This is a genomic window from Desulfobacula sp. (assembly GCF_014237455.1).
Taxonomy (GTDB): domain Bacteria; phylum Desulfobacterota; class Desulfobacteria; order Desulfobacterales; family Desulfobacteraceae; genus Desulfobacula.
The window spans coordinates 1-13,578 of record NZ_JABZFL010000093.1; the positions used below are offsets into that span (position 1 = coordinate 1).

Here is a 13,578-nt window from a genome sequence, read left to right on the forward strand (position 1 = left end):
CCTCTTTCGCTGATTAATGTTCAGCAGTTTACCGCAGACAAGTTCATAAAGTTCTTTTATACTGCCGGATATATCAAAATATCCTTTTACATAAGCTTCCCCAAGAGAAAATGCATCGGGAGAAATCAGGGCTTTAAAAAACTTTCGGTCTTTAATTAAAATTTTGTGCTTAATATCCTGCAGGGCAGTTGAATATTTGTTTCCATTTATGTCAATAATTTCAAGGGGAACCATTTCTTTATTAAGCGTTTGAATAATTTTTTTTATGAAAAAAGATTCTTTTTTAACTATAGGTTTCATAATTTCGCCTTTCATAGAAGATTGAGATTATAAAAAACCAATTTTATACTGGACTCAAAAATTTTGAGTTATTATATTAAATATTTTAAAAATATAAAAGGGAATCTTAAAAAAAATGGGTTTTATTTGTTGCAACTGGTTCAGGTTATTGCTTTGAGGATATTTCGAGTTTCCAAAAGGGCCTTGGAAATATTATTTCTTTTCCTTCCTAAATGAATTCGAATACTGTCTTTTTTAATGAATTCAAAAAGGACCAACCCCTTTAGTGTTGTGTTTAAAAAATCCAGCGGTTTTTTTCTGTGTTTTTCAGAAAAAGAAAGGATCAAGGTATTGGGCGTGATATCAAGCCGCTGAACTCCTGCCTGGATACAATAAACCCTCAGCATAATTTTTAAGAGCATATTTTCAGCCTCTTTGGGCAGTTTGCCATATCGGTCTGTAAGCTCTTTTTTCATATCTGTTATATCTGAAATCCTGGTAATTTTTGATAGGCGCCTGTATAGGGTTAATCGCTGTTCAACAGATTCTATATAATGATCGGCAAATCCCGAAGACATAGAGGCGTTGATTTCCGGCTCCAATGGCTCAATGATATCTTCTCCTTTCAGGTCATGCACCGCTTGGTCCAGCAATTTTAAAAACAGGTCATATCCAACGGCCGCAATGTGGCCGGACTGGGACGCACCGAGGGCTGTGCCTGCCCCTCTAATTTGAAGATCCTTCATGGCGATCTGAAATCCTGATCCCAGATCCTTGTATTCCATCAGTGCAGACAACCTTTTTTTGGCATCTTTTGTCAGCCTGGTTTCATCGGAAATAAACAGATACGCATAGGCCTGATGGTCCCCGCGCCCGATTCTGCCCCTCAGCTGGTAAATTTGTGACAGTCCGAATCGTTCAGCCTTGTTAATTATTATTGTATTTGCCGAAGGGATATCAAGACCGGATTCAATAATGGTTGTACATACCAGAACATCAATTTCAAAATTTACAAACTTGAACATCACCGTTTCAAGGTCATTTTCCGAAAGCCTGCCATGAGCCACACCGATCTTGGCTTCCGGAACCAGTTTTTCCAAATTCTGTGCTGTTTTAAAAATGGTTTTGATATTATTATGGACAAAAAAGATTTGACCTTTTCTTGAAAGCTCTCTTTGAATGGCATCCTTTACAATGGAATCTTCATATTTTGAAATATATGAAATTATCGGCTGCCTGTCTGCAGGAGGGGTTGTGATGACACTGATATCCCTCATGCCGGTTAAAGACATGTGAAGGGTTCGAGGAATGGGAGTCGCTGTTAACGCGAGGACATCCACACCAATGCGTTTCTTTTTTAACGTTTCCTTGTGCTTCACACCAAAACGCTGTTCCTCATCAATCACCAAAAGTCCTATGGATTTAAAATCAACATCTTTTTGCAGAAGCCTGTGAGTTCCAATGACAATATCCACAAGGCCTGAACTAATTTTTTTAACTATTTTTATCTGCTCTTTTTTATTGCGAAACCTTGATAAGCATTCAATATTGACAGGATAATTCTCAAACCGATCACTGAATGTTAAAAGATGCTGCTCTGCCAATATAGTGGTTGGCACCACAACTGCAACCTGTTTACCGTCATTTACAGCTTTAAAGGCTGCCCGGACAGCAACTTCTGTTTTACCATACCCGACATCTCCACAGACCAGCCTGTCCATTGGAATACTGGATTCCATATCTAAAAGTACATCATCAATAACCTTTAGCTGATCACGGGTTTCTTCATAAGCAAACGCCGCTTCAAAATCATTATAATAATTATCCGGCCTGCTGAATGCAAATCCCTTGTTAACCTTTCGCTTTGCATAGAGATTTAATAAATCTGCTGCAAGCTTTTCAACTTCTTCTTTTGCTTTGGCTTTTGACTTTATCCATGCCTTGGACCCGATTTTATCAAGAATCGGTGTATAGCCATCCACTCCGATATACTTGCCGATCATTTCAATGCGATCCACCGGCAAATATAGTTTATCGTTATCCTGATAAAAAATAAGGATAAAATCCTGGAAAATTCCATTTAGTTTTAAACTGCACAATCCCTCATATTGGCCCACACCATGTTCAAGATGAACGATAATATCACCATTTTTCAACTCTTCGGGTGTGATGAATTGAGTCTTTAAATCTCTTCTTGCTTTTATCTGTCTGCGAATTCTCTTTTTGCCGAAAATTTCATTATCGGTTACCAAAGAAAATCCCTCTTCTTTTAGAACAAAACCAGATGATAAATTTCCAATTATATAATAAATCCCTGATTTTTCATTTATGGCAGTGCTGAATGTCCGGCAAAATCCTGGTTCAATCCCATAAGGCTTTAACAATGAAATTAATCTTTTTGATTGAGATTCCTGACTGATCACACACAATATGTTCATTCTGTTGTCAAGTTGATCATTGAACCACTCAACCAAAGGCAATAAAGGGTTGTCTTTGGTTCCCTGTCTTTTTAATAATGAAGACAGACCCGTATTGTCCTGATAATCAAATATAACTGCCGGATGATCTGAATTGAATGGTTTGTTTGTAACGTTCAATTGTTTAAATGACGTATGTTTTTTTGTGTTAATGTGAAATTTTATTTTAGTCCATTTTAAGTAGATGGAATCCGGTTCAACACAAAGCCTGCTTTCAGATGCTGTTGTTTTGTAATTGAGCAGTGCTTTATTTTCAAAATCATTTGCATTAAATTCCAGTTCTTCAGGAGAGTCCAACAAAAAATGAGTATTTTCAGGGATATAGTCAAAGAATGTATCAAGATCCTCATAAACAATGGACAACATGCTTTCAATACCCGCGAATCTTCCAAATTCACGGGTTTCATTAACAACCTGTCTTGTTTTTGATGCATCCAATCGGGCAATAGTTCCAGCCTGTCTGATCCGTGCAAGAATATGAGGCAGATTTTCCCGGGTTATGATGGCTTCGGTTGCAGGAATAATAACGGTTTCATAAATTTCTTTAATCCCACGCTGGGTAAATGGTGAAAAATAACGGATAGACTCTGCCAGATCCCCAAAAAATTCAATTCGAACAGGATATGTTTCACCGGGAGAAAAAATATCCAGGATGCCGCCACGGACAGAATATTCTCCCGGATCTTCTACAAGAGATGTCCTGGTATAACCGCCGGATTCAAGTTTTTTGATCAAAGCGTCTCTATCAATCTCCTCATTGGCGATGACCAATTCTGCAAAGTCATTGATTTCTTTTTTAGGAATCAACTTTTGCAAAATTGTATCTACAACTGTTACAATGATTAACGGCTCTGACGTTGAGTTCATGATTTTGGACAAAGCGGCAAGCCTGTTTGTAGATGTCTCTCTATGATATGACAGGGATTTGAATGGCAGTATATGATACCCCGGAAAAAAAACAAGTTGATCTTTTTTATCCGGCAAAAAAAAAGAAAAATCATCAATAAAGCACAGGGCCCTTTTTGTATCTTTTAAAATGACAACGATTGGAACCTTGGCGTCTTTAAATAATTGAGCTGTTAAATAGGCTTTATGAGATCCGTCTGTGGGGGTGATAACCACACAATTGTCTGCGGTTTGAATTTTTTTGATTAATTGATTTGACATGTTTATCTGAAAATACTCTATTAGACGGCTATATAGTTTTCCTTTAACCTTTAGGTCACACGTAAAAAATTATGGTCTTGATTTAAAGGAACTTTTGAAAAGAATCAAGAACTAAATTTAGAAGAAATTATTTGAACTTGTTTGCCAGATCATTATCAATCACATAGATGCATGCCTCGTTCGCCCCTTGGGACGTATACCCGAATTTATGAGAAAGGTTGTCTAAAAGGAATTTCACATCTTTTTTAATCCGTTTGTCATGGGCTTTAAATTTATCCGTGTCAAAATCCTTGATGGCATTCCTGAAATTTTCATTTTCGATAAAAGGTTCGAGCACTCTTTTTTTCAGGTTATACACATACCGGTCATATAAGGATTTAAACAGCTTGGTTTCCGTAATATTTTTCCCCTCTATCATGATTTCCTGGGAAAGAGCTCGGGTTGTATACGCCTTTAACACATCATTTCGGAGTTCATGTCTTCGTTTTTTGTCCATATTCTCAGACAAAAGTCTGTTTTCAATACTTTCAAGAAATTCTTCGGTCACATGGATCTCCTCTTTTGTAAAAATACACTTTATAACTGAATTTAACTCGTTTGTAACAGCAGAAATATAATTTTTGATATCTTTGGCAATCTGTTCCTTATTGTAATAGTACAATGATTCTTTAACCTGCTGAAGAATACAATAATCATACATTCTTAATAAAGATTCAAGGAATCCCTGGGGAATCATACTTTTTGGCTGATCGTCAAGTTTGTTAAAAAAAGTGCATAAATCGGGCATATTGATCAGCTGGTCTTCTTTGGCATATTTTGAGTAAAACTGATCAAATATTTTAATGGACTCTCGACCTGACAGTCCTTCTTTCCCGTAAATTTCCGATTCAGAAATAATTTTTTTAAGCATCTTATTGTCCAGGGATTTAACGTCATCCTCTTCCAGCCATTTTGGAACATTACCTGAAAAGAGTTCCATCTTTAAAAGCATCAACTTTTCATCACAAAAGTTCTTATACTTTGCTGGATCTTTAATCCATTCAGCCAGGGCCTGGGATTTTTTACCGATTCTTGTGCAGATGATAATCCTTGCAAAATTTTCCAGAACCATTGGAAGAAAACTGCCTTCAATATGCCGACCGAAAATATTATTATAAATTTTAACTTCTGTTTTTATATCAAGAACATAAGGGATATCAATATATTGAATCCTGTCTTCAAATGAAGGAAAATCACGGATACTTCTTTTATCTTCAGGGTTCATCAATGCAAAAAACAATGAATTTACCCTTTCTTCGATATCTTCTACTTTATGAAGCCCTTCACTGATAATGTTATGAAGTTCAACCATGCGATCGATGTTATGGGCCTTGATATCCATAAGGGCATAAATCCCATTGTTGATTTTTGCAAATCTTGAATAGAGATAATTGACCACATTGGAATCCTGGAACAGGGTATTGATCCTGTTTTGCAGCATCTCATTTGAAACAACGTTTTGTTTTAGCGGCCTGTCACCCGGATTAAAGACGCTGATACCGTTTCCAAGACGGCGGTTAAAATGGTAAGGCCTGGCATAGAGCATCTTAAACACTTCTTTGGGGTTGCCCAACCGTTCCAGCAAGGAATGATAGATAGACGAGCAAATAGTGCAGACATCTTCTTTAAACACCCACTCATACTCTTTTTCTGTAAAAAGGCGCCATTTGAACTCGTCATTTTTAATCAGTTCATCTAAGAGTATTCTTCGCTGATCTTTAGGTATCACAAGAAATGGATTGTCATGTGAGATGCAGGGCACTTCAATATATTCGGCATCTGTGCCGGTAAATAATTTTTCATTTGATTTTCGTTTAAAACGAGTATCCTCTCCTTGTTCAACATAGTGGAATAGTTTTTCAAATGCAGATACGTTCAGAGACTTATCTTTGTCCTGGAGTTTCTTAATATCCAAGCGCCATACGATCTCATACCTCAGGCCTTCTTCAGTGTTGGCATATTTTTCAAATTTATTTAATAAATTATTTAAGAACGTGCTCTTTCCGCAGCCATGGGGCCCATAAAAAATATATATCCGATTCTGCTGAGCGCCATGTCGCAAATACTCCATCTGTTTCATAAACCGGTTGGCAAAAAGCATATCCGTGAAATAAGAATTTTCAGAATCCTCAACAAAAAGTCTGGAACAATCATAATTTGTAAAGGTTAACCTGTCGATATCCCTTGTTATGGTTTCTTCGGATTCATCAACATAAAATTTTATCATATCATGGAAAGCCTGAAAGATATTTCTTAAAATCCGGGAAGGCTTAGTGTTTAAAATATTTAAAAACTCTTCAAACGGGACAGGCTTAAGACTCTGGTAATCGGTTATATTTTTATCCAATAGATCAAGGGTTTGATCAACTGAAATTTCTTTTGAAGGTTCGATTTCCATATTTAATTATAACTCCCGTTTAGAAAGTTTGCGGTTTTCCATCACATAAATCATTCTTTTCCATTTAACAGGTTCTGGTTTTTTCCCTTTGGTTTTAGAAGAACCAGGGTCCCAAAAATTGGCATGATCCGTTGCAGTCTTTCCTGACACCACGGGTTCGCTGGTCTCAAGATGCACAGGGCCTCCCCATAAATATTCTATGCCTACCATGGTATTTTCAATAAAATCCATCTTTAGAGGTTTGTTTTCAAATTTGTGATTCAGATACAAAATTCCTTTTTTACTGCTGGCCTTATCCACAAATATTTCCGGGGGGTGGTACAGCGTATCAATGATCATTTCCTTGTAATCTTGTGCTTTTTTAGATTTAATATAAAATTCCCAGGTCATCCTGGAGTTATTGAACCGTTTTCCTGCAACAAAAAGATCATGTTCGGCAATAAACTCCTGGTCAATAAATGTATTTATAAAAGTAAAATCATTAAAATTTTCACGAACTTTTAATACAAACTGCGCCCCTGAATTTTTACTTTGGTCATACTTTTTTCTCCCGGCCTCATCGTTTAAAAACATATAATCAAACGAATAACATCCCTTATCTTCCATATTTTTAATATGTTGAAACAGTCTTAGTCCAAGTGCATAGGGATTCAATCCGACTTTTGGCATAGACGTTACAGCGGCATTAACTTTGGCAAAGTCTGTTTCATGGCCGCAGATTCTGTCATCCCTCATAAAAAGATATTCATGCCAATAGCTTGCCCAGCCCTCATTCATAATTTTTGTTCTAATCTGTGGTTGAAAATATAAAGATGTATTTCTAATGATTTGAATTACAGATTTGATCCACTCGTTTTCTTCTTCTTTTAAAAATGGGGAGAACCGGAGAACATACTCCATGACATCCTGATCCGGCTTTGCTTTGATAGAAATCTCCTTTTTATAGAGCTCCTCAAATTCAGGGTATCTCCCGATCACCTGCACAAAAAAGTCTTCATTGGTTTTGCGGATACCATTATATCTTGTAATTTCTTTTAAATACTCATGATGGGATATATTTTTAATCCTTTGTAAAAATATATCAAAATAAAAGTCCGCCTTACTCAAGCGCTGCCTGGTATCCTTCATGATATACTGATTAAGTTCTTTTTGATACCCTACCAGATTATCAATCCCCCGGGAAAATTCAATAATATAATCAACCCATCTGCCCTTTTCAGACCTAAATTGAGCAATCAGCCGTTTATCGGACAATGCCTGCCCTGTTAAATCTATATCCCATGTATTTTTATAAAAAAAATTGTTCTGAAAAAAATCAATGTGCCCGAGGACATGGTAAAAAATCATTACATTAAGCCAATCAGGATTATTATCATTGTAAAATGAAATGGCCGGACGGGTATTTATGACAGTTTCATATGGATTTGAAGGATAGGCTTCGTACATGCCTTTTCCTGACAAGACCCTCACATCATGTACCCAGTAGTCATAAAGAGTCGGAATCATCACTTTGGGACTCAGTTCAATCATATCCCGATTGGTCACAATATATTCAAGCGTTTCATCATCAAACGTCAAGCCGTGATCGCGAGCCCTGAGTTTGCATTCTTCCATAATCCCTTTGACGTGTTGACTTACAAGCTCCATAGTTGTCTCACTTTCGGGTTTAGATCGCCGCCTCTTTCATGAAATAAGTCTTTTGATGCCTTGAATAATTCTCGAGTCATCTGCTTCTTCACCCATTACATCCAGTTTGATCAAATTGCCGTATTTATTAAGTATGCCGGAGGATTTCAAATACTTTTCCACTTCAGTCTGTTTTGAACCGACATAGGAATGTTCTACAACAGAAACACCTACTCTGGACACATAGTTCAGCATTTTTTTAATCTCGGCAATGGTCTGTTTCCCTTCTTTATCCCAGTCATCTCCGTCTGTCCCGTGAAAAACATATATATTATAATCCCGTGCCAGATTTTCTCTTTCAACAATTTCATTTACCATTTTGAAAGCCGTAAATACCTTGGTGCCACCCGCCACTTTATAAGAATAATATTTATAAAAATCAGACACCTCCTTGGCTTCCGTATCATGAAGGACAAACCGTGTTTCCACCTGTTTTTCATATTGGTATAAAAGCCAGGAATACAGCATGACATGCTGAGATACCACAGTCTGGGTCACTTTCCCGCCCATTGATCCTGAATAATCTCTTAAAAAAAACACAAGCGCCTGAGATTCATAATCTTTTTCTCTGGATAAGATCCTGTAAATCAGGTCCTGTGGGGAAATAATAAATTTTGTCATATCAATATTACTGACATCAGGGATATTCCCAAGGGTAATATTGGTTTCAACGATCTGCTTCAACGTTGCTTTTTTGTCAAGTACCTGACCGACACCTTTGTTTTTATCCGTCAAATCGTACACATATCTTGCCAGGGTTCTTTTTTTACCTTTGTCCTTTAAATTCGGCAGTTGAAAATCCTGGGATAATACCTTGCCAAGCTCATAGGCATTGGATTCAAGTTCGTGCTCTCCTCCCTCGCCTTCTCCAGGGCCTTCTCCCGCACCTTCTTCTCCATTTTCACCTTCTTCGGGACGGACCGGCTGTTCCCCAATAATATCACCTTCTTCACCCTCACCTGTTCCACCGGTAGGGTCTCCTTCGCCAGGCTCTTGGTTCAGGTGGATGTCGTCATGGATAAATTTTTCTTCAACCGTAGTGGGGACAATGATAATTTTATCTTTTCCACCAGAACCCGGTTTGACAATTCTTCCGATACGAATTTTTCGCTTAAATCCGTCTTCTTCTCTTCTTCTGTCTCTTTCAAGGAGTTCATCAAGGGTTATCATTATAGTTTACCTCCCTTGGTTATTTGTCATCCTCTTGACTACAGAAATATTCAATGGTTTTTTGGGCGCATGTTCTGCAGTACCCAAGTTTTTCATTCATGGTATAAATCATTCTGTCATAGAGCTTTTGATTTTCTTCATTTGTCCTGTTGGCAAGGGCACCAATTAAAGAACCTGCCCCGGCAATGTCTGATTTCAACCTGACATCGGTAATTGCCTTGACCAGTTCAAGATTGTCCATGAAATCATAGTTTGCATCCACGGAAAGCTTCTGACCATAAATCTTTCTAATGGTGTTCCTGAAAGAAGCTCTTTGCTCTTCAGTTTTCAAGGCAAGTCGTTCTTCAACATTTTTGATATATCTTTCATCTATTTTAAGGGCTTTGAGTTCACCTGTCTGGGGATCTTTATACTTCCACATCATGTCCGGACCAAGATGCTCTGCATCAACGCCAATAATCATGTTTACATAGTTCATCACATCCTTTTTAATCGCCAAAGGTTCATCCATATAAGCATTGAACATCTCGGTCATAATTCTTTCGCGATACAGCCCCCTTGCAATTTTCAAATCTTCCATAAATTTTGCTCGGTCAGAAGGTTCCTGGACATAATCCAGAACCGTTCTTTCAAGGGCATTGAAAATATCCAGGGCAAACATGCACTGGCCTTCATTGGTTTCAGAACTCTCCAACAAAAGCTGTACCGCCCGTCCAAGATTTCTCTGTCCAAGGCCTTTTTGGCCAAATCTCTTGGTGATATCCGTATCCCGATTTAAGGCATCAATCAGCTCGGCAAGGGTTTTAAGGCTCTTTTCTCCGGCCACCTCCCCTGCTGCAAGCTTCATGATTTCAACAGGGGTCAGTTTGTCGGATCTGGGCAATCTTGTCAGAACAACACCCACGGAAGCGGCATGATTCAAATTGGGGTCCTGATGCAGGACTTTTGAATCAAGGGATCTTTTTGTGTCTGTACCAATAGCATACTCTGTTAAGGTTTTCTGGATCTTATAGTCTGTATTATGTGCGACATAACAAATTCTGCACCGGTCAACAATCGGCGCTTCTTCTCTTTCGGAAATAAAGGTATCAAATTCTGAATTATTACTGGTGGCAACAATCAACGTGTCAATTGGCCACTTGAACCCGTCCAGTTCGATCGTCCGGTTTTGAATCACCCCAAGATAAACCTGAACCAGATCTTTTTTGTTTTTAAAAATTTCATCACTGAAATGAATGCCGCCGCCCGCCACCCTGGCAAGTGCCCCTCTCCTTAAATCGAATCGATAGGGGTTGTTTGAATCGGAAATATGAAGAAGCCGTTGAATAGATTCTTCACCCATGAGATCCACAGCAGATGATGTGATCTTATCTTTGGCAGGATATTTGCCTGTAATCGTACCAAGACTTTCAATTAATGGAACCGGCACAATTTCAATAAAAGACAGCATCTTCGTAATATCATTATCCGTATGTTCCCGGATTTGATTAAGGATATAAGCAGAACAGGCGCCCAAAGGGCGATATTTATCATAAAGGGCTTCTATCTGTCTGGCAGTAAATTTAAACTTTTTGGAAAGATACTCTTTTGCCTTGTCCTTGGTTTCACAAAGGCTCATCGCCAGGATCATGGGATCTTCATAGGTCTGGGATTCAATAAAATCAATCTTACCATAGCCTCCAAGCTGATCCAGATTAATATATTTGAATGTATATTTTCTATTTTGAGAGATACTGAGAAATTCCCTGTATCGTGCACAAAGATATTCTACTAAAAAAGTTTTACCATTGCCAGGTTCACCCACTAGAACAAATGCCATTTCCCTTGAAGATCCGCCTTCTGAAGCATCTTTTACAAATGAAACAAAACTGTTTATTTCATCATACATGCCGACCAGATGTTTTTTTCCCTGACTAAATATATCAAACTGATATGTTGTTTTCCCTTTGACTGTAATCTTCTGAATACCCGCATCAAGGATCATCCGGGAAACTCCCTGAAAGGCATCTTCAAACAATCGTTTTCCTTTTTTAACTGCATCGATATGAGATATTAAAGACTTTGGATTGGTTTTGCCGGCCATTTTACCCTCCCTGGGCAGCAAGGAGGCTTATGCTGCCATTCAAAATTGGTTTGAATTTCTGTTCATTTTCTGCCAATGGCAGATGTTATACACATAAGATAGATACTAGCCTACCGTTGTTCATTATAAATAGAGCGGATTGCGATTTCTATTTATACTTGCCTTAAATATAACAATATAAAAAAAATGAGTCAAATGATTTGCTTTCTTCGGAATTTATTTAGACAATTGAAAACGTTCAGCTAAATTATTGGCAACAGCTGTTCCCCCAGAGCAAGGTCCTCGGGAGTCGTGATTTTAATATTCGGTTTAAACCCTTTTATGATAACCACCTTATGACCCAAATGTTCTACCAGAGAGGCATCATCGGTTCCTGAAAAAGACGTTTTTATTGCATGATCGAATGCCCGCAACAGCAAGTCCAGTTTGAAAGTTTGAGGGGTCTGGGCTTTATAGAGATTTTCCCTGTTTACTGTTTTTTGAATAACCAGGCCGCCAGATACCTCTTTTACCGTGTCTGTTATCTTAACAGCGGGAATACAGGCACCATATTCAATGGCATTTTGGATACATTCTTTAATCATATTTTGATTTACAAAAGGCCGCACACCATCATGAATCATTACAATAGCTTTTTTCTCACCGTTTATTTTATCACGAATGTGTATCAGAGCATTTAAGACAGAGTGTTGTCTTTCTTTTCCTCCTTCAACCAGATGAATCTTTTTTTTAAATCCATATGGTTCAACAATACGGCTTTTGCAATAGACTTCGTCACCTCTTGGAACAACAAGAATAATTTCATGAACATGCTCACACGTATCAAACACCATGACGGTTCGAGCGAGAATTGGGATTCCGTCCAAATGAAGATATTGTTTTTTAGTCTTCGACCCCATTCGCAGGCCTTTTCCTGCGGCAACAACGATAGCAAAATGTCTTAATTCATCCATTTCAACTCAAATAAGACAATTCTTTGGGCAAGGGAATTCCTTTTCCCATATGGTCTTCTCCATAATTCACATCAGCAAGAGTTTTTAAATCATTTAATGCCCGCAAGTCACCTTTAAACTGAACGGTTTCTACCTCTTCTTTTTTTATTTTCCCACCGGCCCATTGAATATCCAGAACACTTGCAGCATCAAAAATATCATTATTTACAAGCATCTTGACCTCACCGCCATAATGTTGAACAATTTTAGCGACCAAAAGACTTGGACGACTGTGAAATCCACGATCCATTGGAATTCCAACTTCTATAATCGACGTTTCCATGTTTTCATTCAATATTTCAGAAGCCAGGGTTTTGCCTGAAGATAAAAATTTTCTGGCATAAAACAAGCAGTAATTAACCGCCCGATCCAGTAGAACATCCGGATCGATTAAATCGGATAAAGAGACACTGACATTTTTATATACATCCTTAAACCCAATGTCATACATATGGCGTTCATAAAAATGTAATAATCTGCCTGCCACTTGAAGGAGGTGAAATACAATGGAAAAATGACTGCGGAGTTGCTCAAGCATAATATTTTCTGATGATGATCTTGTATTTACCACATATGAATCAAACGAAGATTGGATATTATGAATCAACATTTCATATCTTCTAATGCTCACCTCATTGATTTGTTCAGGTACCAGTTCATTTATTTTTTTTAAATCATAACGCTCGTAAAATGCCAGTTGATCGAAATCTTTTACAACTTCTAAAAATTCACTGGCAATCCGTGTCAAGTTCTCTCTTTGCTGATTTTTGGCATTAAAATCATCGATATTGTGGTCCAGCTGTTGTGTAGATGAAATTCCAGGAAAATAACTCAGATCATACCCCGTATCCGGTATATTGATCTTCAGACGGAGGGCTTCCTCTATGATCACAGGCGCCGCAAGCTTTATGGATTCCTGTAAGATTTTCAGTGTATCAAATGCTTCAAGCTTAAAGGTCTCGTAACGGTTTTCTTCAAAAAGATAAAATTTAAACCGATTGAGGATATGCCTTTGAGAATAGCAGGCCAATGCAAGATGCCGAATGGTTGCAGACAATTCACGATAAAATACCCATTCTTTATTTTTTTTAGCGCCATGAAAATCCAAAAAATCTTCAAGGATATGAGAGGTGGTAATAAGCTTTGAGTATAATTTTTTTGTGAAGATATAATCATCATCATCAAGTCTAACAATAAGCAGAATGCATTTCAGATATTCATAAGAAAAAATATTGGCTTTTTCCTTAAATGAAATATCACAAATAAAATTCATAATTAATAACCCAA

General features: G+C 37.7%; 8 protein-coding genes. All 8 read right to left on the reverse strand.

Annotated elements, in window-relative coordinates:
* A partial coding sequence (locus HGJ91_RS13275; protein WP_291348297.1) for a hypothetical protein occupies window positions 1-300 on the reverse strand: 300 nt, incomplete at its 3' end.
* A 140-nt stretch (window positions 301-440) separates the two neighbouring features.
* The gene (gene mfd / locus HGJ91_RS13280) at window positions 441-3,923 is read right to left on the reverse strand and encodes a transcription-repair coupling factor (RefSeq protein WP_291348298.1); all 3,483 of its coding nucleotides are present in this window, start codon (window positions 3,921-3,923) and stop codon (window positions 441-443) included.
* Window positions 3,924-4,050: 127 nt separating this feature from the next.
* Window positions 4,051-6,360, reverse strand: a complete 2,310-nt coding sequence (locus HGJ91_RS13285) for a serine protein kinase PrkA (RefSeq protein WP_291348299.1) — start codon at window positions 6,358-6,360, stop codon at window positions 4,051-4,053.
* 6 nt (window positions 6,361-6,366) lie between these two features.
* Window positions 6,367-8,007 (reverse strand): SpoVR family protein, encoded by a 1,641-nt coding sequence (locus tag HGJ91_RS13290; protein WP_291348300.1) that lies wholly within the window; start codon window positions 8,005-8,007, stop codon window positions 6,367-6,369.
* A gap of 36 nt (window positions 8,008-8,043) precedes the next feature.
* On the reverse strand, window positions 8,044-9,216 hold the full coding sequence (locus tag HGJ91_RS13295; protein ID WP_291348301.1) for a DUF444 family protein: 1,173 nt from the start codon (window positions 9,214-9,216) through the stop codon (window positions 8,044-8,046).
* Between the two features lie 19 nt (window positions 9,217-9,235).
* Window positions 9,236-11,299: a serine protein kinase PrkA gene (locus HGJ91_RS13300; RefSeq protein ID WP_291348302.1), complete on the reverse strand. Its 2,064-nt coding sequence runs from the start codon at window positions 11,297-11,299 to the stop codon at window positions 9,236-9,238.
* 242 nt (window positions 11,300-11,541) lie between these two features.
* Window positions 11,542-12,252: a 2-C-methyl-D-erythritol 4-phosphate cytidylyltransferase gene (gene ispD, locus HGJ91_RS13305; RefSeq protein WP_291348303.1), complete on the reverse strand. Its 711-nt coding sequence runs from the start codon at window positions 12,250-12,252 to the stop codon at window positions 11,542-11,544.
* 1 nt (window position 12,253) lies between these two features.
* Window positions 12,254-13,564, reverse strand: a complete 1,311-nt coding sequence (locus HGJ91_RS13310) for an HPr family phosphocarrier protein (RefSeq protein WP_291348304.1) — start codon at window positions 13,562-13,564, stop codon at window positions 12,254-12,256.
* Window positions 13,565-13,578 lie beyond the last annotated feature (14 nt).